Genomic DNA, 23,212 nt, shown 5'->3' with positions numbered 1-23,212 from the left:
TTAAATGCGCAGAAGTCTTACCGTCGGGCGTTCAACTCCGACGGCACTGATATTATGGCTGGTTGATTCTGAATTATCAATGCGAGAAAAAGGCCTCCGAAGAGGCCATGGCTCTCGATATGGGGATTCCCATATCGCTTGTATGGTAGCTATGTCAACTCAGGCAGTTTGAAGCCAGCCATGTCTTCTGCCCGGATGGGAGGTGACAGGCAGTCAGCAAAGACCAGTGAACCATCGAGCAAGATAACGAAACTCCACCCTCTGAACAGGCTGGCGCTACACCAGTCGGCCTTAAGCGGCACATCTGGCATCCTGTCCGGGAAGGTTGGGTAATGCCCTGCAAGCCACTCCATGGCGTCGCAGCGGTTGATGGTGTAATTGTCGTACATCATGCCTCCTGCTGCGGTGCTTCTGGCATTGGTAAGTGAGACCATGATTCTCCAGTAACAACCCTGATAATGGTTCTTTTAGAAACTCCATATCGTTTAGATAGCACTCCGTATGAAACCCCAGACCATCTAAGCGATCTTATTTCCATTATACTTGCATCGTTTAATTTCGAATTAGCCTGCATCTCCCCTTTGTATGCTGGAAGGTGTGACCGATTTCTTAGCCCTGTATTCCAGGCGTGTAGCCTATTTTCATGGGGTGTAACCCACTCAAGATTGCTTAAGGATGGGTTGGATTTATCCCCATCGATATGGTTAACCTCTGGCTTGGCATTTGGATTCGGTATAAACGCCTCTGCTACTAACCTATGCACTCTTGCAACTTCCCTTCGGCCATTTGAGGCATCACTCAACCTGACAACGAGATAGCCTGCCTCGTTTAAAAACGGTTTTAGTTTCTTTCCTTTAAATCGCTGTTTAGAGCCATCTCTCTGACCTGCCCCCACGATTAGATACAACACTCAGTTAGTAACGTCGGAATCTTCATTCTCAGAATGACCCTTTCTCCAGCCCGCTGCAAATTCAGACGGTGTCTGATAATTCAGCGTGGAGTGCGGGCGGCATTCGTTATAATCCTGCCGCCAGTCATTAATAATTTTCCTGGCATGAACGATATCGCTGAACCAGTGCTCATTCAAACATTCATCGCGAAATCGTCCGTTAAAGCTCTCAATAAATCCGTTCTGCGTTGGCTTGCCCGGCTGGATTAAGCGCAACTCAACACCATGCTCAAAGGCCCATTGATCCAGTGCACGGCAAGTGAACTCCGGCCCCTGGTCAGTTCTTATCGTCGCCGGATAGCCTCGAAACAGTGCAATGCTGTCCAGAATACGCGTGACCTGAACGCCTGAAATCCCAAAGGCAACAGTGACCGTCAGGCATTCCTTTGTGAAATCATCGACGCAGGTAAGACACTTGATCCTGCGACCGGTGGAAAGTGCGTCCATGACGAAATCCATCGACCAGGTCAGATTGGGCGCCGCCGGACGGAGCAGCGGCAGACGTTCTGTTGCCAGCCCTTTACGACGTCTTCTGCGTTTTACGCCCAGGCCACTGAGGTGATAAAGCCGGTACACGCGCTTATGATTAACATGAAGCCCTTCACGGCGCAGCAACTGCCAAATACGACGGTAGCCAAAACGCCTGCGCTCCAGTGCCAGCTCAGTGATGCGCCCTGATAAATGCGCATCAGCAGCCGGACGGTGAGCCTCATAGCGGCAGGTCGACAGGGATAAACCTGTAAGCCTGCAGGCACGACGTTGCGACAGACCGGTCGCATCACACATCAACATCACGGCTTCCCGCTTCTGGTCTGTCGTCAGTACTTTCGCCCAAGAGCCACCTGAAGCGCCTCTTTATCCAGCATGGCTTCGGCAAGCAGCTTCTTGAGTCTGGTGTTCTCTTCCTCAAGCGACTTCAGGCGCTTAACTTCAGGCACCTCCATACCGCCATACTTCTTACGCCAGGTGTAAAACGTGGCATCGGAAATGGCATGCTTGCGGCAGAGTTCACGGGCGGGTACCCCAGCTTCGGCTTCGCGGAGAATACTGATGATCTGTTCGTCGGAAAAACGCTTCTTCATGGGGATGTCCTCATGTGGCTTATGAAGACATTACTAACATCGGGGTGTACTAATCAACGGGGAGCAGGTCATCTCCTCAAAATTACCCTAGGTATGCTTAGTACATCTCCACCATCATTAACCTGGTAGATTCCCTCCCAGCCAACAACTGGTAAGAATTTCATAAATTACTCCTTAGGAGGATTTGGCAGTGGCATCCAGTGCGTGACATGCTCTACTAACAGATTATCGCAATAGAAATTCCAGTACCTGTCATACGCACCAGACCAAACTTCTCCATACTCATTGAATGCCAGGATGGCCTTAAACTGCTCCGGCATCCGATCACTGCAAGCCACCCAACCATCCGGAATCACCGGAGAGTTGCCATCGGCACCCTGAAGCATGGCGGCGCGGCAGGCGTTCCAGCCGACAGCTTTTCCGTGTTCAAACGCGCTGTCAAAGTCATCATCCATTTCCATCGCAGCGGGCACAGATACCGGCGCTGGCGGGGCGGTGTATAACCGAGTGCCATCTTTGAAATTCTCCCAATCAGCCTGTCCATCAGCGGCTATGCACACCACCTTCGCATCCGGGTGGCATCCGCAATCGTCATACTCACCGAGGACAACCTCGCCAACAGCCTCCGCTTCGAGCGATGCCAGCGCAATCTTCATCGCCGCCAGAGACATCGCAGCATCTTCGTTTACGATGCCAGGCACAGCATCTCGCTCTTCTTCGAGCTCCGCGATGGTCTTCAGTAGCCATTCTTTGGTAAGAGTGTTCATGATGCCTCTCCTTTACCGACTGCGGCGCGGTCGATTATTTTTATGAACTCAGCAGCGCCAACATCACCAAGACCAGCGTACTCGCTGATGAACTTCCTCGCCGATGCGATGATTCCGCACTGGTCAGCAATCCGTTTCTCTGCGTCTTCAGCCCTGGCTTCCTGTCTATGCGCCTCCGTCCATCCAGCATTGGAATGTGCCGCCGTTGCTTTCAGATCGTCGATCTGCTTGTCTTTGGCTTCCAGCTCATCCAGCAGCGCCAGCACGGTGGACGGGGTTAGAGCCTCATTGAATTCATCGCGATCATAACCCCAACTATCGGATTCTGCTCTCTCCGCAACTTCACGCAGCGCCTGTTTATCGATGTTGCTCATTGGGCGGACTCCTGCTTCTGCTTGTTGTATACGGCCCAACTCAGAGAATCGAGCTTGTCACGGCCTGCTTTGTCGTACATGTGGATGCCGTCTTTGCAGGCGTGTTCGAGCTTCACCTGCTCCTCAAGCTGATTGAGTTCGTCGTATGACAGGGTGGCCAGCTTCAGGCGATTCCAGCCAAAGTTACGGATGCGTGTCATACCCCTACCCTCCCAAAAACCATCAATACTCGCTTCATAGCCGCGCTGTTGCGGCACTCCTGAAATATTCCGTTGGTGCAGCTGCGTGCGGTACCGTCCTGCTCTTCCGGCGTCGCCAGGCGATAAGTCACCGTTCGCCAGACCTTGCTCACGCGCACAATCTTGCGGGCCCGCTCCAGATCGATAGCGTTCTTCGTGATGCAGTTGATGGTCATGCCGCACTCTGTGGCCACATCCTTCGCGGTGAAGGTCCTGTGCGTTTCGAGATAACGCAGAATTGCCTGTTTGCCTTTCATTGAATAAGCCCTCTCTCTTTCCCGCGCTGATACTCTTCCCAAAGCCATTGGGCCGGGGTGAGAGCGCCGAGAGTCGCCGCATTTGGCATGCACCCGAAGCTTTTTCCTTCCGGGTGATAACCGGCTTGACGGCTCACGTGATTTGTCGGGATCACTTCATCAGAATTCTCGAGCGCCAGGACGGGAGATGGTATTTTTTCCCCGCCAGCAACTTTCAGCGCCCATTCCTCAAGTTTTTTTGACGCGTATTTTTCAGTTTCAGCCTCGCTCAGCTGGCGCTGGTACATCGCTCTGCGCGTATCGGTCACAATCCAGTACATGACGTCATGAGACCACGGGAAAGCTTCTGCTCCGCCGGTATGCAGCCCTTTTTCGCGGCTATACCGATGGAACTCATTCATCACGTCAGCCAGGCCAATGCCAAGCACCGTGCCGCTATCCTTGCACCATTTGATGAATTGCCCCGGCGACGGCCAGAAAGGTGATTCACTGGCGCGGGCATGCCGTACACCAGCGGAAAGTTGTTCGCGGGTGCGGATCCCATTCTCTGAAAACGCTGCGATCCACTGACGCTTTGCCGTTTTCTCGTCTGCGTCAGTTTTCAGGTTTGTCTGCGTAGATGCAGGGAAAATCTGCTTCAGCTGCCGAAAGAGAGAATCAACGAGCCCCTCAGCCTCAGGGTTGATAACCTTCTGCTGGTCGGTACTTCCGTTCGCCATTCTGGAAAGTAGCGCGCCATCACGGCCGTTAACGGCTTGCATAATCTGATTATTCACAGGAAGTCCTCCCATCCCTCGCGGCTGTTCCAGTGAGGCGTTTCCTGCTCGGCACGACCACGCTTAGCCAGCGGGTTAACCCTGGCATTCCGGATCCAGACTCTGAAAGCCGAATTCCAGTCGATTAGCTGCGTGCCACGGGAAAGGTGATAGTCCCGGAAGTTCAGCAGCTCAGTTTCAATGCTCACCCCCTTCTCGGCAGCCATAGCAATATGCTCAGCAGAGGGTTTGAATTGGGATGGGAACGGGATCCCGGTGCCAGTTGGCAGGCCCATTCTTTCTTTCGCTGCGTCGCTCACAAAACCATCGCGCCCAGAGAGAGTTGGTTCTATGTTGGGTTCAATGACTGATTCTGTATCCCAATTTTGGGATCGTTTAATGTCCAAATTTGGGCTTGTTTCGTGTCCAATTTTGGGATCATTACCGTTTTCGGTACTGTTCCGTTTTTGGGCTTCTTTAACCTCGATATTGAGACGCAAAACGCGAACCTGTTTTGTCTTACCCTTGCGCTCTCCAGTGTCGGTAATTAGCCCATCGTCTATCATCTGGCTGACCCACTTCACGATGGTCTTTCTGTCCATGCCGGTGTCCTTAACGAGACGCTGTATGCTCGGGTAGCAGCAGTGCGATTCGTCAGCGCGGTCTGCCAGAGAAAGCATCAGAAGTTTTTGTGATGCCTTAAGTTCAAGGCTCCATGCCCAGTCAGTCGCCGCTCTGCTCACCTGGAGCCTCCTTAAATTTTTCAAACACAATGTCTACGCACAATTTCACGCAATCGCTGCAAATCGACACCCCGGGCCCGGCAATCATCACTCCTTTAAGTGATTTATCGTCGATACCGCAAAATGAGCATTTGTGAGTTGGCTGAAGGTTTGCCTTTTCGATTTTTCCTGGCATACTTACCTCGTAATTGATGACTTGATTGCACCTGAGAGCCCTTTCTGTTCCCGCAGAAGGGCTTTCGCTTTTTTGGTAGTACCCATCACATAACTCCCGGCGCCATAGCGGCCAGACTTGTCACCACCGCAGCGATTGATTCAGTTGGCAGGAAGCGCAGCAGTGCTTCAGCAGCTTCTCTCACCTCTTTCTCAAGGCGTTGTATCGGCTGACCAAGTAACTTCGCCTGATGCGCTTCAGTGCACTCTTTCATGGCCTCGGCTATCAGTTCGGCCTCAGTCTTTGCGACAAGACCGAACTCTCTCGCCACTTTCTCGTTATCCCGCGCCATCACGTCGATAATGACGGGGATCAATAGCATCAACCCCTTGTCGTTCTTCGGGCCCGGATCGTTAATCATCCGGAAGAAGTTCTGCTTCGTGTTGTGTTCAGAACCTGCCAGTAACAACCCCTTCCCGCCGCGCGCCAGCCACTCTTTCGCAACCAGCTGAGAAATGTGAACCTGAGACTGGCCCGGCGTAGCTTTTTGCCAGGCCTTAACTGCCTCCCGTATTCGAGTTAGCTTACGGTTATTGCGCGGAACACTTTGATAAATCGAAATCAACGGACGTTGTTCAAGTCCGGTACTCTGTTGATACGCAAGTGAATGCATTGCTTTCCCTTTCGTGGTTAGGGCCGCCAATTAGGCGGCGTTGTTGCTGATTGGTGGAAAAACGTCATCAACGCTTACTGAAGCGCCATGCTTATTCAGAGCTGCAACAATCGCCCGGCACTGCTCAAGGCTTAAGCTGCGTTTATTTTTTTCGTAATGGCAAACCGCACCTGTCGACAGGTTCAGCTCTTCGGCAATCTGTCGCTGAGTCAAACCGATGTTTCTGCGGATTTTTCGGATATTGTTCATGTCGGGTCTCCTTTAAACAACTTAAATATACGTTTTGTATTCTTTGTTCGCAAGTAAAATATACGAATTGTGGCTCGCGCAAATATATACAACTTGTATCATTCGGGTATGACTATGAAATGGTACGACTTAGCTAAGACCCTGATGAAAAGTCAGGGCATCAATCAGGAACAGCTGGCGGAGCACCTCGGTATTACTAAAGGTGCGGTAAGTCATTGGCTGAACGCTCGGCGTGAGCCAAGCCTTTCCGAGATCGCAAAAATATTGCAGTTCCTTGGCAAAAAGAACTTCTCCGTAGGAGCTGGCGGTATGATCATTGACGACACGCTTAAGGGTGATGTGGAGTACGCTGGCCCCTACAATCCTGGTAACAAGTATCCAGTAATCAGCAGTGTCCAGGCTGGTTCATGGTGCGAAGCGGTTGAGCCATACACCCTAAAAGATATAGATCTGTGGCTTGAGTCGAATGCTCACATTCAGGGTGACGCGTTCTGGTTGCTCGTTGAGGGCGAGTCAATGACAGCCCCTACTGGCTTGAGCATACCTGAAGGAACCTTTGTCCTCTTCGATACTGGGCGCGAGGCAATCAACGGCAGTCTGGTAATAGCAAAGCTATCCGATTCTAACGAGGCGACTTTTAAGAAGCTGGTGATCGATGGTGGGCAGAAGTACCTGAAGGGTTTAAATCCACAGTGGCCATTGGTAGCGGTGAATGGTAACTGTCGGATTATCGGTGTTGCTGTAGAGACGAAGCTGCGGCTGGTTTGAATGGTTGCTTGAGGGGTCGCAGAGATGCGGCCTTTTTTTTGCCTGCAATAATGCAAGCATAAAAATAAAAATATTTCTTGCTTGTATGGTTACACAGTGATTATGATGCAAGCACATTTCACAGCAAGAGTGCTTACAATGTCAGAAAATAAAAAAGAACCAACTGGAAAAGCAAAAGGCGGGGTTGCTAGAGCTAAATCCCTCACTGCAAAACAAAGAAGTGATCAAGCCAAGAGCGGAGCTATTGCCCGCTGGGGTTATAAAGCCACTCACATGGGAAATTTCAAAGAGCAGTTTGGGATTGATGCCGAGTGTTATGTTTTAAACGATGAGTTGAAAACACCAGTTGTAACCAAGACCGGATTAGCTCAACTTCTCCAGATAGGCTCTCTTGCTCGCGATATAGACAGACTAATGTCGGCTCCATTCATGAGCGAGATGCGCGATCCAGATTTAGAGGATAAATTAGAAAAACCCCTTAAATTTCAATTAGAGGCGCGATCCAATAATTCGACAATTGCGCATGGATTTGACATCGGTGTAGTAATAGACATAGCAAAGCTCCTAGTCAAGGCGAAAGAAAAAGGGGTTTTGCCAGCTAATAGAATTGCAGCAGCAGAAGCCGCACAAAGACTTATGAATGCTTCTGCTAAATCTGGTATTCGCGGCGTTGCATATGCCGTTTCTGGTTATGAGCCTGCGGCGCAGGCGGTAATCGAAGCTTTCAAAATGTACGTTCGAGAAGAAGCTCGTGCTTGGGAAAAAGAATTCCCTGATGAGCTTTACTATGAATGGTACCGACTATACGAACTGAAAAAACCAGAAAAAGGCGGACATCCAGGAAATTTCCGCTGGTTTACTGAGAGGCATATCTACGAAACATTAGCAAAGAGCGAAGGCAAGATTCTCGATATCGCCAAGGAAAATCGCGAGGAAAACGGTAAGAGAGGTGACAAAATCCATATGTTCCTTTCTGATGTGGGCGTGAAAGCACTACGTAGACACATTGGCAAAATTATCGGCATGGCATCCATGTGCGAAACAAAAGAACAATATGAAAGCGCTCTTGAGAGAGTCTTCAAATAAAGTCGCAACCCGGCCACTGCGCCGGGTTTTTATTGCCCACCCATAAAGCCGACCCCCATTCTGCCGATAACTATCCAGCCTGAAGCTGATAACAATAACTATCGCAACACTACCTGCCCGCCCGTGCGGGCTTTTTTATTGCCCCTTCCTCACCAACTCCGCAGCATCCCTGTTAACTCCCTTGCCGATCACGTTTCCTGTTTCCTTCCGGTACTGCTTCAGCTTGTCGATTATGTTTTGCTGGGTCATGGGTAAATCAGCCAGTGACAATTCCATCACCGCCCGCCCCATCGCCTGAATTTTCATGCTTATACGCTCTTCATCCAGAACCATGCACATCCCTCCTGCTGTTTTTTTAAGCGTAGCACTGGTATTTAAAAAAATAAATCACCTTAGAATACAATTTGTTATCACAAAACCACCCACCAATTATACATTTCGTATTGCATGATAAGAATACGTTTTGTATATTCAATCCATCGAAACGAAACATCGACAGCTGAGCGAAGTTAGCCAGCGGCGAAGTTGAGATTCGTTCAGTCGAACGGCGCGACAGTAAACCATGCGTCGGACGCCCGGCGGGCTCAGGGAGAGCGGCAATGGTGCGTAACTGGAATGTTTTGGGATTGGATGAATGTGCAGGCTGATGCACTGGGTGACGGAACGGGCAGAGCGAAACTGATAACCCGCCGTCACTGGAATTGACCGGACTCGGATTAGCCGAGACAGGGCCGAATGACAAAAGTCACCACCCGCTGCGGGGCCAGCAGTAAGCCGGAGTCCAGCACCGGCCATCCAATCGCCAAAGCATTTCTCCCGCATCAGCGGGTAACTAAGTGGAGAGTACGTATGCACAAGTGTCAATTCTGTGGGTACTTTCTGGCATCTGAAGAGATGCAGAGAATATCTGTAAACATGGTTGGCAGGCCTTACAACATCTGCATTCCATGCTCAGAAAAGTACAAAAAGAAAGGCCTGTGGGATTCGGCAAAAAACGATATCGACTGGAAATCACTTCCATGCGTCGATGAGACATAACCGCATCAGCGGGTAACGACAGAGGGGTGGGTATGAGTAAACGCCTGGGTATTTTGAAAGCGTCTCTCGCAAAGAAAGAGGCGCGGTTTAATGAGCGGCTACAGCATCACTTTGACACCGTGGCGCAGGCAAATGGACAGCCACTCAATGACAAGCGCAACGGTCGCGCAACGCTAAATAAATGGGATAAGCAGAGTGATGCGCTACGTGCGTTGCAAGAAAGCATTCAACGCACGAAGGACGCTATAGAGCGAGAGGAATCGAAGATTGCACTGGCCAGCATGGTGAGCTTGCCTCCATACATGCAGAAAGCGATAGATGATGGACTGATATCGCAGTGGCGAAAACATCCACGATTCTTTTTTGTGGTAGGGGTGAGTGGCGGGCGCATTGTTCTTGATGAAAAGACAGGAACCATCGGTCACCGCTACTTGAGCAAAGTTAAGAAGGATGAATATCCGATATTTCGGGATGTTTTCAACAATCTCAATCGGCAATGTCGTGAATTAAACAAGGTCGCTTAGGCGGCCTTTTTCATACCTCACCGTTCTCGATGAGTGCGGTTAGTTATGACAACCGGCGGCCATCCACCGCCCATTAGCGCAGAAGTCTTGTATTAACCGTTCCGTTCGCCGCGACAAGGCCAAGAGGATTTATGAGCAAAGAACAGCCAATATCACGCCTGACTGAGCCAGAAATGGCAAAACTCGCAGTTAAGACGGTTCAGGAATTTGTTAATGCCTGCCACTGCCAAAACGAAGATGACGTTCTTCTGGCATTAAGCTTCTGGCTGAATGTGGGCATGGAAGCGGGTGAGCTTGTCCAGCATGGGCATAAGGTTGTCCTGCAATGATGACAGTCACCCACAACGGCAAGCAGTACACCGCCAAAAAGCTCAACGATAACGAGTGGCAACTGACGTCGGTATCGGCACCGCGGGAAAAGCTCACACTTAATCGCCGGCAGATGCATATCGCTGGCATCCTGGAACAGGTTGAGGTGAAGGTATGATCGGAATGCACTACGGCACCGCATCAGTGCCACGCAGCGAGGTTTTACCGGGCACAATGCTGCAACACCACGGTAAAACTTATCGCGCCTCTGCGAACGTTGAGAAAGGCCTGTACGCCTTCAACATCTTCGAAAAAACCATCATCAAAAGTGATTCCATCGTTGTGCTGCTGAATGAGCGCGGCGAGCCGATGGTTCACTGATACCAACCACCCTATTCAACCGATCGGCCTGGCTTTCTGCGGGCGGGATCTGCACATCCAAATTTCAGGATTTCAGCCATGAACGCATACCTCACTTACGACCGAATCGAAGATCGGCGCTGGGTTGAGCAGCAGCTCACCGACGAGAAGGAGAAGTGGATCGACAACCGGGCGAAAGAACTGATCGCCATGTTCCCGAAATATGCTCTGCAAATGAGTAGCCTGTTTCTTCCAAAAGAAGCGCAAATGGCACTAGTCGGTGAAAAGGCAGAGGAAGCCTATAACGACTATATCACTCGACTTTGCTACGACCGCGCAGAAGAAGAGTGGGATCGCCTTCATCCAACCTGCCCGTTTTAATTTTTGAGGGATTTAACAATGAGTACTGCACTTTCCACCATGGCCGGGAAACTGGCCGCACGCCTCGGCATGGATGCCGGTACAGACCTGATGAATACGCTGAAGAATACAGCGTTCAAAGGTGGCAACGTCACGGACGAGCAATTTACAGCCCTGCTAATCGTCGCCAACCAGTACGGCCTGAACCCATGGACCAAAGAGATTTATGCCTTTCCAGATAAAGGCGGGATTGTCCCGGTCGTCGGCGTTGATGGATGGGCTCGCATTATCAACGAACATCCTCAGTTTGACGGCATGGAATTCTCTTACGACAAGGAGGAAGGCGCGTGTACCTGCAAGATTTACCGCAAAGACCGTAAGCACCCGACCATCGTCACCGAGTACATGGGAGAGTGCAAACGCAACACTCAGCCATGGCAGTCCCACCCTACCCGCATGCTTCGCCACAAGACGCTGATCCAGTGCGCGCGTCTGGCCTTTGGTTTCGCTGGCATCTTCGACCAGGACGAGGCAGAGCGAGTAATTGAAGGAACAACGGCAGAGGTTCATGCGGGCCATGAATCAGATAGCCGCCGCCCGGAACTGATCGCAAAAGGTGAGTCCGCCGCGCGCCTTGGAACCGTTAAGTATCAGGAGTTCTGGGTGGCGCTGAGCGCCGAAGAGAAACAGGTGATCGGCGCAGTTGAGAAACGACGCATGTATGACATGAGTCTTGCTGTCGACAACGCCGAACCTGTCAATGTCGCAGAGACGGAGGCTGAATGATAGAGCAACGCACCCCTGAATGGTTTGCTGCGCGCTGCGGCAAGGTCACAGCCAGTCGCCTGGCTGATGTCATGGCCCGGACTAAGTCGGGCTACTCCACCAGCCGCCAGAACTACATGGCCGAGCTGATTTGCCAACGGCTGACCGGGAAGCTGGAGGAAGGGTTTTCGAATGCCGCGATGATGCGCGGCACTGAACTTGAGCCAGTGGCACGCGAAATGTACGCGCTGAATGAGTTCAATGCGGCAATCACTGAAGTTGGGCTCATCGATCACCCAACCATACCCGGATTCGCAGCCAGCCCGGACGGACTTGTCAACGACGACGGGCTTATCGAAATCAAATGCCCCAACACCTGGACCCATCTTGAAACGCTGAAAACTGGTGAGCCAAAGCGCCAGTACATGCTGCAAATGCATGCACAGATGATGTGCACCGGGCGGAAATGGTGTGATTTCGTTAGTTTCGATGATCGCCTGCCGCCTGACCTCGCCTATTTCAAGAAGCGGATTCATTTCGATGAAGAGCTGGCGCGCGAAATCGAATCTGAGGTTAAGAGCTTCCTTGCAGATCTGGAATCGGAAATTCAGAAAATCACAGAGCGTGCAGCATGAAACGCACACCATTTTACCGCAGGCCCGGTCGAACAGGGCAATTCTCCGGCCTACGTGAGCGCGTTATCTGGATGATTCAGACGCGCGGCCGCCCGGTAACGGGCAGCGAAATCGCCGAGAAATTTGGCGTAACGCTCATTGAGTTTAACCGGGTCGCCAACGGCATCACCCGCGGCTCCGGACAGATAGCGCAGATCGTTGAGTTGGGAAAATGGCTCAACGAGGACGGCATCTGCGACCGGACTTTCGACCTGGTAACGAAGCCGAAGGTTGTAACGCCACAGGGTAAATCGCGGCTGTTCACCCGGCGCGCCATTGAGCAATCACAAGAAGGCCGACGGCAGGAGTGCATTGAACGTGCCGCCCGCCGTCGCCGCCTGATTGCTCAGGGCCTCTACATAGACGAAATGGAGTCCATCCTATGACTCAAGCTCACGACGACATCAGGGTTGGCACTCTGTGCCTTCCCTTCATTGGTAACGGATGGCTAATGCCATGGGGTGAAGTGGTCAGCAATCCATTAAAGGCGCAGCGGCTCGCTGAGGAATATCGGGAGAGACAGGAGGCAGCATGACAGCACAAATCACCCGGGAGCTTATGGCTCCCTTTTTATTGCTGGCGTTTGCCTTCAACCGAATTAACAGACAGTTCGCGGAGTGACTATGGAAGATTTTAAAGGCACTAAAGGTAATTGGTCATATAGCAAAGAGACCGGAACAATTCGCGGTAATGGTGGCCTTCTCGCTGAGTTACTGATTAATGGTTCCGAAGACCATAACGGCACGCTCATGGCTGCCGCTCCTGAATTGCTGGAAGCACTGCAATTATCACTTACCGCCATGAATGAAATGGGTGACATCCTAAATTTTCACGACATGGCAGATGCAGAATCAGTAGAGAAGCTCACTCCAGCATTTGAAATGGCTAGAACTGCTATCAACAATGCCCTCGGTAAGGAGTGACCATGGCCGATATCATCGACACAGCAGCAGAGATTGAAGAGCTTCAGCGTAACGCTGCCCTTTCCGCTCACCGGATCAACCGCAACGCCGTCTCAGCTGAGCATTGCGCGGAATGCGACGAAAAAATCCCCGAGCCGCGGCGCGCTGCCGTTCCAGGCTGCCAGACGTGCGCGGAGTGCCAGTCCGTCATCGAGCTGAAGAATAAGCAGAGGGGGGTGTAATGTTGCAGCATCAACAACAACCAACATTCAATACCTGCATGGCTACATGCGTAGCTATGGTCGCCGGTCAGCCAGTCGATGAAGTTGTGGCTCGTTGGCATCAGGCACTCCACGACAAAACAGACTGGCTCGACGATGCGCTGGATTATTACAAAATCCCGTATTTCTATGGCAGCCAGCGAAAGGCTGAATTGCTTTATGGTTTTATTTATTTCCTTACGGTTCCATCGCTAAACATAACTGGTGGGTTACATCAGATTCTCATCTCGCTGACTGCAGAGCGTGGAATAGAAGTTTTCGACCCTGCAAAAGGAAGGCCAGGAGCTAAAAGCTACGTTTACGGCGATCCGAAATCAGAAGATGAAGTTTCACTAATTTCCTGGTGTATCGACCTTTCAATACCGGTGGTACAACAAAATGTTCCAACTAATTCAACGGGGTCAGATTTACTCTGACCAGCACGGTTGGCCCGTCATCATTCACAGCTGCACATCACAGATAGTCCGCTACTGGCGACAGGGCCGGATCAACACCGCTTCAATCGACCGCTTTAATAACGATTTCTAACACCTCGATCACCGTGAGGCGGCGCAGATACGCGCCGAACTGGAGACGAGCGAGCACATTAAATCGCTGCTTGCCCGGCGCGCGGCATGAGGAGAGAGCGTGAAACCTTACGAATCGAAGAAATCACAGTTCACCAGAAACCTGATCCGTCGGCGCCACGCTGAATGGTCAGAAAAGACCTTCGGTAATGTCGGCCCTATCGGACCGCTGAAACACCTTTCGAAAGAAGCGCTGGAAGCTGCCGCCGATCCTGGCGACCTCAGCGAGTGGGCTGATATGCAGTTCCTGCTTTGGGACGCGCAGCGGCGCGCCGGTATCACCGATGAGCAAATCACCGCGGCGATGGAAGAAAAGCTGAAGGTGAATATGGCTCGCCAGTGGCCGGAGCCGAAAGACGGCGAACCGCGACTTCACATCAAATCCTGACGCAACTGATAGCCAGTTATGAGCTGGCTATTGGGTGCGAAAGCACTGCTCCGTTATCCCTTTTGCCCGGCCCAGCGCCGGGTTCTTTTTGCCTGGAGAAATTAGATGAGCAATAAACCAGATAACTTCGAGTTGATGAGCACTCGCGACATCTGTTTGCAGTTAAGCATTTCACCCAGAACACTGGAGCGTTACCGCAAACGCCCGGACGACAGCAATCCATTTCCGGATCCAGACTGCTCGTATATGGGCGGCTCCAATAAGTGGCTTAAAACAAAAGTTCATGCGTGGCAGTTACGTGAAATGTCGCGGCCGGTTCGCCGCCCTATGTCTCACCTGAACCTACCACGCGATGTTAAAGGCCGTCTCACCCGACCTGACGCGGCGTGAACTCCAGAATGTCGGGCTCGACGATGCTCATAAGTCGGGCCCACCACTTACCATATGCCACTCTCATTTCCTCAACATAGGTGTGCTTGTCGTACACCGACCACACACCAGGCAGTTTGTGCCCGAGCATTATCTCGGCGATATGCGGCTCGGTTAGCTCTGAGAAATTCGTGCGCGCAGTTCGGCGTAGGTCATGAATAGTAAAGTGTGGGACCTGCTCGTTATAAGCCTTGAGCATGAACTTAACCAGGTTGCTGCTGATGCTCATATGGAAGCCTTCACTCATCGGCTTGTCTTCATATTTTGAAAAAACAAAGCGTCCTGGCGCCAGCTCAATGGCCCGTTTTATCAGCGGGAGCATTTCCGGGATGATAGGTCGAATTATCGGTTTCTTTGTCTTCCGCCCTGTCTTGTGGTTTTCCCATGGAACAGTCCAGATCCCTTCTTCAAAATCAAAGTGTGCGACTTCAGCCTGCCGGAGTTCGCCGACCCTGCACGCCCATATCAGTGACAATTTATAGAGGATCTTGTTTCGCTCAATGAGGCGGGAATCCTCAATGGCTCGCCAGACAATCGCCAGTTCTTTACGGTCCAGGGTTCGCTCACCCATTTGTTTCTGGATGCCGAAATCACGCCCAGACATTTCTGACAGCGGGTTAACTTCCAGCAGCTGCCGTTTCACTGCCCAGGAATAACACTGTCGGCCGTTGCTGATTACGCGCCGGGTGATCTCGCTGTAACCCTGGGCCAATCGGTCCAGCACAGTGAGCCAGTTATGCAGCGTGAGCTGATGCGCAGGGTATTTACCAAGCTTGGGGAAAACGTGCAATTCGAATGTACGTAAAATCTGTCCTGCCGTTTCTTTCTGAACGCACACCATTGAATGCCATTCGCGAAACAGCTCTTCGAAGGTGTACTGGCTGTTAATCTTGGCTTTGTCGAGGCTTTGCCTGATCCGTGGGTTTTCGCCACGGGCAAGAATAGCGGCCCACTTAGCGACTTCATCGCGCGCGGCTTTTAATCCGAACTCCGGATAGCTGCCGATCGTCATCTTGTCCTGTTTGCCCAGGAAGCGGAATCGGTAGAAAAAAGTAACGGCCCCCTTTTTGGAGATGCGTACCCACAGACCATCACGGTCTGCCTTTTCTTCAACTTTGTCTCGTTCGCGCCCAAGGCACGACTTTAGATAACTATCTGAAATAGCCATGATTTGTCCCTGCGTGTGTCCATCAGAACGGGAGGTTATGTGTCCATCATAGGATATGGACGCACTGGTGGACACAAAAACCATGACTTATGATGTCGTAGGTTGACTGTACATGCAAACAGTATAATTTTTGGAAATGCTGATTTGATGGGGATCTTGAGGCGTTTTTGTCGGAGGTTTGCGGAGGCTGGCGGGGTATCAATTATCGATGTGAGCAATGATCGAAAAGTTACGTATGTTCTTCATATAGTTAAATAATTATGCCTTACGAATTCCTGGAGGCCGCTGTTCTTAGCCTGACGTTTTTCAGTGCGAAAACGCAGCATTCTACACTACATCCTCGTCAGCTGGAAATGCACTTAGAGCCAGGTATAGCGCGAAGAGACGGCGTTTTCTTTATTGCGATGTAAATAATAATAAAGCCCGGCAGATCACCGGGCCTCAGAAGAGAGCGTCTCAACACGAAGTTGGTCGGGTGCCAGTGCAACGCTGAGGATGACGGGCTGCCACGCTTCCCGGGCGGCAAGCCTTGGGGAAACGCCTTTAGCAAGCCAGAACCCGCCCACGCCGCCCAACGCGGCCCCGCACATGGCGGCCAAATCTGTGCCGAACAGCATCTGGAAAACCCCGCCCATCACGAACAGGCCTGCGAGCGGAGAAAGGTAAACCAGCATGGCGGAAGTGAGCAGGCTACCTTCAGCGATGCCCAGCTCCACTTTTTGCCCTGCCACCAGCGGCTGATCGCTCGGCACAGCAATAGTGTGCGACGTTTGCGGCCCCAGCTTATTCAACACGCGGCTGCCGCAACCGGCTCGCGAAGCGCAGCTGCTGCATGATGCTTTAACGTCACAGCTGACAAGCGCTACGCCATCCTGCCAGGATACGACCGTGGCCCACTCTTTAATCATTGCGCAGCCCTGAATTTAATGCTGTCTGAAATACGTTTTGCCGTTGGCGGCGGTAATTCACCGACAATGGTAATTTCCGCATTATCGCGCACCGTCGTGCTGACCGTCCGGCGACCGGTACGGAGCATCTGTTCGGAACTGTTCGCCGTAGCGCGATTAATATTCACCGAGAAGCTAAACAGCCCATCGGAATAAAGTCGCGACTCAACTGGTGTTTCGATGGTTGGGAGCTGGCGACGGCTGCTGGAAACTTCGCTGAACCCTTGCGGGATCCAGGATGGTACCCAGTTAAAATTGACAGAGTCGCCGGCAGGCACGGAAAGCAAAGGCGGCAGGCTGGCTTTGGCCAGATTCTGCATGCTGTTGCCTACCTGACTGTTCACATCGAAGGAGATCACGCGGAACTGCTCCAGCGTTTCACCGTCGCGATCGAGCAGATCAACGCGCATCGGCAGCTTCGTCTCTGCGTCAATCCAGACGATATAGCTGTAACGAGTCCCATCCCGCGCGACAACGCGGATCACTTCGCACAGCCTGTCGGCAATACGCGTTCGCCCCACCGAGATAAAATCATAGTAGGGAGCGAGACGTTTAAAATCGGTGTAAATGAGCGACGGCAGGGAATCAACGATGTAGTCACCATTGAGCGTAAACGGCTCAAGGCCTGGCTCGAAATAGCTGATTTCGTTCCCACGCTGGACCACTTCCCGACGCGGGCCATCCATCTGTAAAAGCTGGGCGAGCGGCTGATTATCAAGGCGGGCGTGGCGATAGCGTAACGATTCGACACCCTGCTTATTGATGCTGATAAATGCCAACTCGTAATTGAGTGACTGGCTGGCCAGATTCATTTGCTGCAACAACGCCCCGGATGAAACATCAGCCGAGGCGTTAGCAGAGAAGAACAGGCTACCCGCCATCAAGGACATGGCGAACCAAAGTTGCTTCATTACTGCGATTGCGTTCCTAAAGTTTGGTTTCCTGGCACCTGCACAGCAGCCTGCTGGGTTTGGGCCTGCTCAAACTGAAGCTGCTCGGAGTGCAGACGACGCTGCAACTCGTAATCCTGCAACATCGCATTAATGCGACGACGCTGCTCCTGTACCTGCTGTTGCTGTCCGCCGCTTGCGGAGGCATCTGCCGGTACGCCCAGGCTAACCGGGCTGGCTTTACCCATCATCGGCAGCGTATTGAACACTGGCGCTTCAGGCTGCTGATTGGCTTCAGACTGAGTGTTATAGTGCTGGACCCCAACGATAACTGCAAGCGATACGCACGCAGCGACCCCCATCTGGGTGAGCTGGCTGGCCCATGGACGCACCTTGTGCCAGAACGGCATTTTCTGCCACTGGTGAGGTGCAGGCTGCGCTTCAGGAATCAGCGGCGTGGTCTGATGAACAGGTTCGTTCTCAATGGCCGCCATAACGCGTGCTGAGATATCGAAATGGAGAACCTCACTGGTATCACCGCGCAGCGTGTCGCGGATAAGATGATAGCTCTCCCAGGTCTGTTGCATTTCGGGAGAATGAGACAACTCATCGAGCAGCTCATTATCCAGCGTTTCACCATCCATTAAAGCGGAAAGTTTTTCTTTCTGCATGCCTAATACCTTTTCCAGTATCCCGCTATCGTCAACGCCTGATAAGCGGTTGAACTTTATTATCAATGGCTTCTCGCGCACGGAAAATTCGTGAACGAACCGTGCCGACCGGACAATCCATGATGGCGGCTATCTCTTCATAGCTTAGGCCATCCAGCTCCCGTAACGTAATTGCCATGCGTAAATCTTCCGGGAGCGACTCGATCGTGCGAAAAACGATTTGTCTCAGTTCTTCTGACAACATTAAGTTCTCAGGGTTCGAAATTTCTTTCAGCGCGCCGCCACTTTCGAAGTTTTCTGCGTCGATAGCGTCAACATCACTTGAAGGCGGACGACGGCCCTGAGCAACCAAATAATTCTTAGCCGTATTGACTGCAATACGATACAGCCAGGTATAAAAAGCACTATCCCCCCGGAATGAATCCAGCGCGCGATAGGCCTTAATAAAAGACTCTTGCACCACATCAGGAACATCGCCTGACGGTACATAGCGGGAAACCAGACTCGCTACCTTATGCTGGTAGCGCACCACCAGTAGGTTAAAAGCTTTCTGATCTCCCTTCTGGACCCGTTCAACCAGGACCTGGTCCGTTAACTGCTCGCTCATCCGAGGTAATGTCTCCCCAAACCAAATTCCACGCGTTATCGAAACGCCACTCTAACAACATTGCACTTTGAGCAAGCACCGAATTAGAGTGTCTGTTCTTCAATAAGTTCCGTAACGCCTTTGTTTTTGTTCATCGCGCCGCAGACCGTTCATTTTCTCTCATTATAAGTCTGTTCACGATACGCACCCGCTTTCTGACAAGAATCATCAACTTTATCGTCAGAAGAGTAACGCAACACAGGCTTTATTTCACCACAAAATCTGAAGCTAACGATCTGCTTCGCAAAATATTTCCGGCCATTTAGCACAGATTTAACTTCCGGCCTTTCGTTTAGTCATTGCAACATACATCAAAAAAAACGTGCGATATCTCGCATCGCAATGCTATTCTCCCCACACCATGTTTAGTAAATTAAACAAACATCATGAACACGACGCCTGAACTTCATTGTGATGTACTGATCATCGGCAGCGGTGCTGCCGGCCTCTCCCTCGCACTGCGCCTGGCGGAACATCAGAACGTAATCGTGCTGAGTAAAGGGCCGATAAGCGAAGGTTCCACCTTCTATGCACAAGGCGGTATTGCCGCGGTGTTTGATGAAACGGACAGCATTGCCTCGCACGTAGAAGACACCCTGATTGCCGGCGCCGGGATCGTGGATGAGCATGCCGCAGAGTTTGTCGCCAGCAATGCCCGCCACTGCGTGCAATGGCTTATCGATCAGGGCGTGCTGTTTGATACGCAGGTTCAGCCTAATGGTGAAGAGAGCTATCACCTGACCCGTGAAGGCGGGCACAGCCACCGCCGTATTCTGCACGCTGCTGATGCAACCGGAAAAGCGGTTGAAACCACGCTGGTCAGCAAAGCCCTCAGCCATCCCAATATTCGGGTGCTGGAGCGCAGCAACGCCGTCGACCTGATTATTTCCGATAAAATTGGCCTGCCCGGCACGCGCCGTGTTGTCGGCACATGGGTGTGGAATCGGAATAAAGAGAAGGTGGAAACCTGCCAGGCAAAAGCCGTTGTGCTGGCGACCGGCGGCGCCTCCAAGGTTTACCAGTACACGACTAACCCGGATATCGCCTCCGGAGACGGTATCGCCATGGCCTGGCGCGCCGGCTGCCGCGTGGCGAATCTGGAGTTTAACCAGTTCCATCCTACCGCCCTGTTCCACCCGCAGGCGCGTAACTTCCTGTTAACTGAAGCGTTGCGCGGCGAAGGCGCGTATCTGAAGCGTCCGGACGGTTCCCGGTTTATGCCGGACTTCGACCCCCGAGGTGAACTTGCCCCGCGGGATATCGTGGCCCGCGCCATTGACCACGAGATGAAGCGGCTTGGCGTGGACTGTATGTATCTGGACATTAGCCATAAACCGGAAAACTTTATTCGCCAGCACTTCCCGATGATTTATGAAAAGCTGCTGAGTCTGGGTATTGATTTAACCCGCGATCCGGTGCCGATTGTACCTGCCGCACACTATACCTGTGGCGGGGTGATGGTTGACGATCATGGTCGTACCGACGTGGATGGTTTGTATGCGATCGGCGAGGTCAGCTACACCGGCCTGCATGGTGCGAATCGCATGGCCTCAAACTCGCTGCTGGAGTGTCTGGTGTATGGGTGGTCGGCTGCGGAAGATATTACCAAACGCATGCCCTATGCACGTCCGACAACACACCTGCCGGCATGGGATGAAAGTCGGGTGGAAAACCCGGACGAACTGGTGGTTATCCAGCATAACTGGCACGAGCTACGGCTTTTCATGTGGGATTATGTCGGCATTGTACGCACAACGAAGCGTCTGGAACGCGCGTTACGCCGCATCATGATGTTGCAGCAGGAAATTGATGAATATTACGACAACTTCCGCGTTTCTAATAATCTGCTGGAGCTGCGCAACCTTGTGCAGGTTGCCGAGCTGATTGTGCGCTGTGCGATGATGCGCAAAGAGAGCCGTGGCCTGCATTATACGCTGGACTATCCCGAACCGCTTGAAACGTCCGGCCCGTCGGTGTTAACGCCGCAGGTTCACATAAACAGATAAAAGGCCCGGGTCAGGGCAGTGTAATCTTCGGAATAACGCTGGTCTGGCCCACGAATGACCATCCTGTCGATAAAGCACTCCCCCTCTTTCGGCGAGAGCGCCAGCAACACGCGGTGCGGTAAGCGTCCCTCCGTATCCGAAATATCGGTACGAAGGCGCAGATTCCAGCCGATCTCCCGTGCGATCTCAATGAAGGTGTTACCCGTGCTTTCAGGCAAGACCACGCAGAAAAATCCCTCTTCCGAGATGAGTTCCGCCGCACTGGTCAGTAGCGCCTTGTGATCGAGCGAGCCGGTGTAACGTGCCTGCTCGCGTTCCGGCGTTCCACATTCCACGCCTGGCGTGAAATACGGCGGATTGCTGACAATCAAATCGTAACGCGCGGTCTGCTCCGGCGCCCAGGTCAGGACATCGGCGCATTCTACCCTGATGCGTTCTGCCCACGGGGAGTCGGCAGCGTTTTCACTTGCCTGCCGGGCCGCCTGAGGATCAAGCTCAACGGCGTCGATCGTGACGTGTTCTTCCGTTCGCTGCGCCAGCATCAGCGCCTGAAGTCCGCTGCCCGTACCAATATCCAGAATGCGTTTTACACCTGCGACAGGCGCCCATGCACCCAGTAAAATACCGTCTGTACCGACTTTCATCGCACAACGATCGTGCGCCACAAAAAACTGTTTAAACGTAAAACCATCGCGGCGCAACTGCGCTTTGAGTTGAGACATGTCCGGGCAACCTTCTGAGTGAAACTGGAGTAGCATAGGGGAAAGCGAAGTGGTCGAAAAGCGATATCCATACAAACAGATGAAGATTACAGCCGTAACGTCTATAATCAGCGCCCCACACAGAGGTAGAACATGACTGTAACGACTTTTTCCGAACTTGAACTCGATGAAAGCCTGCTCAATGCCCTTGAGAGCAAAGGCTTTACACGCCCGACCGCCATTCAGGCCGCGGCCATTCCGCCTGCGCTTGAGGGCCGCGATGTGCTCGGTTCTGCGCCAACCGGCACGGGGAAGACAGCAGCCTACTTGCTGCCTGTGTTGCAGCATTTGCTCGACTTTCCGCGTAAAAAATCAGGCCCGCCGCGTATTTTGATCCTGACCCCGACCCGTGAACTGGCGATGCAGGTTGCCGAACACGCGCGTGAGCTGGCGGCGAACACCCATCTGGATATCGCGACCATCACCGGCGGCGTAGCGTATATGAACCACGCCGAAGTCTTCAGCGAAAACCAGGATATTGTTGTCGCGACGACAGGCCGTCTGCTGCAATACATAAAGGAAGAGAACTTCGACTGCCGCGCGGTGGAAACGCTGATTCTCGATGAAGCTGACCGTATGCTGGACATGGGCTTTGCCCAGGATATCGAACACATCGCGGGTGAAACGCGCTGGCGTAACCAGACAATGCTGTTCTCGGCAACCCTTGAAGGGGATGCTATTAAAGATTTCGCCGAACGTCTGCTGGAAGATCCGGTGGAAGTGTCCGCTACGCCATCGACGCGTGAGCGTAAGAAGATCCACCAGTGGTACTACCGCGCAGATAACCTTGAGCATAAGGTTGAGTTGCTGAAACACCTGCTGAAGCAGGAAGAGGCAACCCGTACCATCGTCTTCGTCCGCAAACGTGAGCGCGTGCATGAGCTGGCAGAAATGCTGCGCAATGCCGGTATCAACAACTGCTATCTCGAAGGTGAAATGGCGCAGGTTAAGCGTACCGAAGGGATTAAGCGCCTGACCGATGGCCGCGTGAATGTGCTGGTTGCCACCGACGTTGCCGCGCGCGGGATCGACATCCCGGACGTGAGCCACGTGATCAACTTTGATATGCCGCGCAGCGGTGATACTTACCTGCACCGTATTGGTCGTACCGGCCGTGCGGGCCGCAAAGGTATTGCTATCTCTCTGGTAGAAGCGCACGACCATCTGCTGCTACAGAAAATTGGCCGCTACGTTGAGGAGCCGCTGAAAGCTCGCGTGATTGACGGACTTCGTCCGACCACACGTGCGCCGAGTGAAAAAATGACGGGTAAACCGTCCAAGAAAGCGCTCGCGAAACGTGCTGAGAGAAAAGAGAAAGAAAAAGAGAAGCCGCGCGTTAAACAGCGCCACCGCGATACCAAAAATATTGGTAAGCGCCGTAAGCCAAGCTCTGCTGCGTCAGAGACAAAAACGGAAGAGTAAAAAAAGCCG

36 protein-coding genes and 2 pseudogenes are annotated in these 23,212 nt (G+C 52.3%); 19 read left to right on the top strand and 19 right to left on the bottom strand.

Annotated elements, in window-relative coordinates:
• Window positions 1-149: 149 nt before the first annotated feature.
• The 12 genes from RHN82_RS15805 to RHN82_RS15750 all read right to left on the bottom strand — a co-directional run bounded on the left by RHN82_RS15805 (window position 150) and on the right by RHN82_RS15750 (window position 6,242).
• Window positions 150-434, bottom strand: a complete 285-nt coding sequence (locus RHN82_RS15805) for a hypothetical protein (RefSeq protein ID WP_133147707.1) — start codon at window positions 432-434, stop codon at window positions 150-152.
• A complete protein-coding gene (locus RHN82_RS15800; RefSeq protein WP_249417819.1) occupies window positions 389-763 on the bottom strand; it encodes an HNH endonuclease in 375 nt (124 codons plus the stop codon). Before RHN82_RS15800 ends, RHN82_RS15805 begins: the two co-directional genes overlap by 46 nt.
• A gap of 147 nt (window positions 764-910) precedes the next feature.
• Window positions 911-2,031 (bottom strand): IS3-like element ISSen4 family transposase gene (locus RHN82_RS15795; RefSeq protein ID WP_085950818.1). Its coding sequence is split into 2 segments (ribosomal slippage): window positions 911-1,773 and window positions 1,773-2,031, totalling 1,122 coding nucleotides; the frame shifts between segments, so codons are not numbered across the junction.
• A gap of 167 nt (window positions 2,032-2,198) precedes the next feature.
• Complete coding sequence (locus RHN82_RS15790; RefSeq protein WP_063153202.1) at window positions 2,199-2,798, bottom strand: DUF551 domain-containing protein; 600 nt, start codon at window positions 2,796-2,798, stop codon at window positions 2,199-2,201.
• The gene (locus RHN82_RS15785; RefSeq protein ID WP_310398376.1) at window positions 2,795-3,172 is read right to left on the bottom strand and encodes an ead/Ea22-like family protein; all 378 of its coding nucleotides are present in this window, start codon (window positions 3,170-3,172) and stop codon (window positions 2,795-2,797) included. The genes RHN82_RS15790 and RHN82_RS15785 overlap by 4 nt, the downstream gene beginning before the upstream one ends.
• A complete protein-coding gene (locus RHN82_RS15780) occupies window positions 3,169-3,372 on the bottom strand; it encodes a hypothetical protein (protein ID WP_047050266.1) in 204 nt (67 codons plus the stop codon). Before RHN82_RS15780 ends, RHN82_RS15785 begins: the two co-directional genes overlap by 4 nt.
• Window positions 3,369-3,668, bottom strand: a complete 300-nt coding sequence (locus RHN82_RS15775) for a hypothetical protein (RefSeq protein ID WP_063159479.1) — start codon at window positions 3,666-3,668, stop codon at window positions 3,369-3,371. Before RHN82_RS15775 ends, RHN82_RS15780 begins: the two co-directional genes overlap by 4 nt.
• Window positions 3,665-4,459 carry a replication protein P gene (locus RHN82_RS15770; protein WP_000509243.1) on the bottom strand — a complete coding sequence of 265 codons (795 nt, stop codon included), beginning with the start codon at window positions 4,457-4,459 and terminating at the stop codon, window positions 3,665-3,667. Before RHN82_RS15770 ends, RHN82_RS15775 begins: the two co-directional genes overlap by 4 nt.
• Window positions 4,441-5,166 (bottom strand): helix-turn-helix domain-containing protein, encoded by a 726-nt coding sequence (locus RHN82_RS15765; RefSeq protein ID WP_074135897.1) that lies wholly within the window; start codon window positions 5,164-5,166, stop codon window positions 4,441-4,443. The genes RHN82_RS15770 and RHN82_RS15765 overlap by 19 nt, the downstream gene beginning before the upstream one ends.
• Window positions 5,147-5,341, bottom strand: coding sequence for a ClpX C4-type zinc finger protein (locus RHN82_RS15760; RefSeq protein WP_063159478.1), 195 nt, complete (start codon window positions 5,339-5,341; stop codon window positions 5,147-5,149). Before RHN82_RS15760 ends, RHN82_RS15765 begins: the two co-directional genes overlap by 20 nt.
• Before the next feature lie 85 nt (window positions 5,342-5,426).
• Complete coding sequence (locus RHN82_RS15755) at window positions 5,427-5,993, bottom strand: toxin YdaT family protein (RefSeq protein WP_001514165.1); 567 nt, start codon at window positions 5,991-5,993, stop codon at window positions 5,427-5,429.
• A 30-nt stretch (window positions 5,994-6,023) separates the two neighbouring features.
• Window positions 6,024-6,242: a helix-turn-helix transcriptional regulator gene (locus RHN82_RS15750; protein ID WP_022650973.1), complete on the bottom strand. Its 219-nt coding sequence runs from the start codon at window positions 6,240-6,242 to the stop codon at window positions 6,024-6,026.
• A 108-nt stretch (window positions 6,243-6,350) separates the two neighbouring features.
• On the opposite strand from RHN82_RS15750, the gene RHN82_RS15745 reads away from it, so the two are divergent.
• Window positions 6,351-7,010, top strand: coding sequence for a LexA family transcriptional regulator (locus tag RHN82_RS15745; RefSeq protein ID WP_063159477.1), 660 nt, complete (start codon window positions 6,351-6,353; stop codon window positions 7,008-7,010).
• Window positions 7,011-7,112: 102 nt separating this feature from the next.
• On the top strand, window positions 7,113-8,096 hold the full coding sequence (locus RHN82_RS15740) for a P63C domain-containing protein (protein WP_223825998.1): 984 nt from the start codon (window positions 7,113-7,115) through the stop codon (window positions 8,094-8,096).
• A 135-nt stretch (window positions 8,097-8,231) separates the two neighbouring features.
• On the opposite strand, the gene RHN82_RS15735 is transcribed toward RHN82_RS15740, so the two are convergent.
• Window positions 8,232-8,429: a hypothetical protein gene (locus RHN82_RS15735; RefSeq protein WP_023306033.1), complete on the bottom strand. Its 198-nt coding sequence runs from the start codon at window positions 8,427-8,429 to the stop codon at window positions 8,232-8,234.
• A gap of 737 nt (window positions 8,430-9,166) precedes the next feature.
• Between RHN82_RS15735 and RHN82_RS15730 the strand changes: the two genes are divergently transcribed.
• The 15 genes and pseudogenes from RHN82_RS15730 (at window position 9,167) to xis (ending at window position 14,653) form a co-directional block, all read left to right on the top strand.
• On the top strand, window positions 9,167-9,658 hold the full coding sequence (locus tag RHN82_RS15730) for a hypothetical protein (protein ID WP_063159476.1): 492 nt from the start codon (window positions 9,167-9,169) through the stop codon (window positions 9,656-9,658).
• A 131-nt stretch (window positions 9,659-9,789) separates the two neighbouring features.
• Window positions 9,790-9,987, top strand: a complete 198-nt coding sequence (locus RHN82_RS15725) for a hypothetical protein (RefSeq protein WP_025760144.1) — start codon at window positions 9,790-9,792, stop codon at window positions 9,985-9,987.
• Window positions 9,984-10,145, top strand: coding sequence for a hypothetical protein (locus RHN82_RS15720; RefSeq protein ID WP_154301621.1), 162 nt, complete (start codon window positions 9,984-9,986; stop codon window positions 10,143-10,145). The genes RHN82_RS15725 and RHN82_RS15720 overlap by 4 nt, the downstream gene beginning before the upstream one ends.
• On the top strand, window positions 10,142-10,348 hold the full coding sequence (locus RHN82_RS15715; RefSeq protein ID WP_047052751.1) for a cell division protein FtsZ: 207 nt from the start codon (window positions 10,142-10,144) through the stop codon (window positions 10,346-10,348). The genes RHN82_RS15720 and RHN82_RS15715 overlap by 4 nt, the downstream gene beginning before the upstream one ends.
• A gap of 78 nt (window positions 10,349-10,426) precedes the next feature.
• Window positions 10,427-10,708: a host nuclease inhibitor GamL gene (gene gamL / locus RHN82_RS15710; protein WP_059347402.1), complete on the top strand. Its 282-nt coding sequence runs from the start codon at window positions 10,427-10,429 to the stop codon at window positions 10,706-10,708.
• A gap of 18 nt (window positions 10,709-10,726) precedes the next feature.
• Window positions 10,727-11,473: a phage recombination protein Bet gene (bet, locus tag RHN82_RS15705; protein ID WP_021571177.1), complete on the top strand. Its 747-nt coding sequence runs from the start codon at window positions 10,727-10,729 to the stop codon at window positions 11,471-11,473.
• A complete protein-coding gene (locus RHN82_RS15700; RefSeq protein WP_000572578.1) occupies window positions 11,470-12,087 on the top strand; it encodes a lambda exonuclease family protein in 618 nt (205 codons plus the stop codon). The genes bet and RHN82_RS15700 overlap by 4 nt, the downstream gene beginning before the upstream one ends.
• On the top strand, window positions 12,084-12,512 hold the full coding sequence (locus RHN82_RS15695; protein WP_310398375.1) for a regulator: 429 nt from the start codon (window positions 12,084-12,086) through the stop codon (window positions 12,510-12,512). Before RHN82_RS15700 ends, RHN82_RS15695 begins: the two co-directional genes overlap by 4 nt.
• Window positions 12,509-12,661 (top strand): DUF1317 family protein, encoded by a 153-nt coding sequence (locus RHN82_RS15690; RefSeq protein ID WP_063159470.1) that lies wholly within the window; start codon window positions 12,509-12,511, stop codon window positions 12,659-12,661. The genes RHN82_RS15695 and RHN82_RS15690 overlap by 4 nt, the downstream gene beginning before the upstream one ends.
• Before the next feature lie 88 nt (window positions 12,662-12,749).
• Window positions 12,750-13,049, top strand: a complete 300-nt coding sequence (locus RHN82_RS15685) for a hypothetical protein (protein ID WP_063162394.1) — start codon at window positions 12,750-12,752, stop codon at window positions 13,047-13,049.
• Between the two features lie 2 nt (window positions 13,050-13,051).
• Window positions 13,052-13,270 (top strand): TraR/DksA family transcriptional regulator, encoded by a 219-nt coding sequence (locus RHN82_RS15680; RefSeq protein ID WP_236936088.1) that lies wholly within the window; start codon window positions 13,052-13,054, stop codon window positions 13,268-13,270.
• On the top strand, window positions 13,270-13,725 hold the full coding sequence (locus tag RHN82_RS15675; protein WP_236936087.1) for a hypothetical protein: 456 nt from the start codon (window positions 13,270-13,272) through the stop codon (window positions 13,723-13,725). Before RHN82_RS15680 ends, RHN82_RS15675 begins: the two co-directional genes overlap by 1 nt.
• Window positions 13,688-13,927: pseudogene (locus RHN82_RS15670) on the top strand (DUF4222 domain-containing protein). The gene RHN82_RS15675 and the pseudogene RHN82_RS15670 overlap by 38 nt, the downstream one beginning before the upstream one ends.
• Window positions 13,928-13,984: 57 nt before the next feature.
• Window positions 13,985-14,257 (top strand): annotated as a pseudogene (locus RHN82_RS15665) (DUF550 domain-containing protein); the annotation flags it as partial.
• Between the two features lie 111 nt (window positions 14,258-14,368).
• Entirely contained in the window at window positions 14,369-14,653 is a 285-nt protein-coding gene (gene xis / locus RHN82_RS15660) for an excisionase Xis (RefSeq protein WP_047052472.1), read from the top strand.
• Here xis and RHN82_RS15655 read toward each other — a convergent pair.
• From RHN82_RS15655 to rpoE, 5 genes are all read right to left on the bottom strand, one after another.
• Window positions 14,631-15,860, bottom strand: a complete 1,230-nt coding sequence (locus RHN82_RS15655) for a site-specific integrase (protein WP_048981735.1) — start codon at window positions 15,858-15,860, stop codon at window positions 14,631-14,633. The genes xis and RHN82_RS15655 overlap by 23 nt on opposite strands.
• Before the next feature lie 431 nt (window positions 15,861-16,291).
• The gene (gene rseC, locus RHN82_RS15650) at window positions 16,292-16,768 is read right to left on the bottom strand and encodes a SoxR-reducing system protein RseC (RefSeq protein ID WP_006811609.1); all 477 of its coding nucleotides are present in this window, start codon (window positions 16,766-16,768) and stop codon (window positions 16,292-16,294) included.
• Entirely contained in the window at window positions 16,765-17,718 is a 954-nt protein-coding gene (gene rseB, locus RHN82_RS15645) for a sigma-E factor regulatory protein RseB (protein ID WP_003860717.1), read from the bottom strand. Before rseB ends, rseC begins: the two co-directional genes overlap by 4 nt.
• A complete protein-coding gene (gene rseA, locus RHN82_RS15640; protein WP_003860719.1) occupies window positions 17,718-18,368 on the bottom strand; it encodes an anti-sigma-E factor RseA in 651 nt (216 codons plus the stop codon). Before rseA ends, rseB begins: the two co-directional genes overlap by 1 nt.
• Window positions 18,369-18,399: 31 nt before the next feature.
• A complete protein-coding gene (gene rpoE / locus RHN82_RS15635) occupies window positions 18,400-18,975 on the bottom strand; it encodes an RNA polymerase sigma factor RpoE (protein ID WP_006176728.1) in 576 nt (191 codons plus the stop codon).
• A 425-nt stretch (window positions 18,976-19,400) separates the two neighbouring features.
• Between rpoE and nadB the strand changes: the two genes are divergently transcribed.
• Window positions 19,401-21,020 (top strand): L-aspartate oxidase, encoded by a 1,620-nt coding sequence (gene nadB, locus RHN82_RS15630; protein WP_047052474.1) that lies wholly within the window; start codon window positions 19,401-19,403, stop codon window positions 21,018-21,020.
• Here the strand turns inward: nadB and trmN are convergent.
• On the bottom strand, window positions 21,005-21,742 hold the full coding sequence (gene trmN, locus RHN82_RS15625) for a tRNA(1)(Val) (adenine(37)-N(6))-methyltransferase TrmN (RefSeq protein ID WP_047052475.1): 738 nt from the start codon (window positions 21,740-21,742) through the stop codon (window positions 21,005-21,007). The two genes, nadB and trmN, sit on opposite strands and share 16 nt — an antisense overlap.
• 132 nt (window positions 21,743-21,874) lie before the next feature.
• On the opposite strand from trmN, the gene srmB reads away from it, so the two are divergent.
• Window positions 21,875-23,203, top strand: a complete 1,329-nt coding sequence (srmB, locus tag RHN82_RS15620) for an ATP-dependent RNA helicase SrmB (protein ID WP_003860725.1) — start codon at window positions 21,875-21,877, stop codon at window positions 23,201-23,203.
• Window positions 23,204-23,212: the final 9 nt, after the last annotated feature.

Origin of the sequence: Enterobacter cloacae complex sp. EB5 (genome assembly GCF_031432835.1) — a bacterium.
Lineage (GTDB): Bacteria > Pseudomonadota > Gammaproteobacteria > Enterobacterales > Enterobacteriaceae > Enterobacter > Enterobacter hormaechei_C.
The sequence above is the reverse complement of the archived record's forward strand: the minus strand, read 5'-3'. Positions and strand labels throughout refer to the sequence as shown.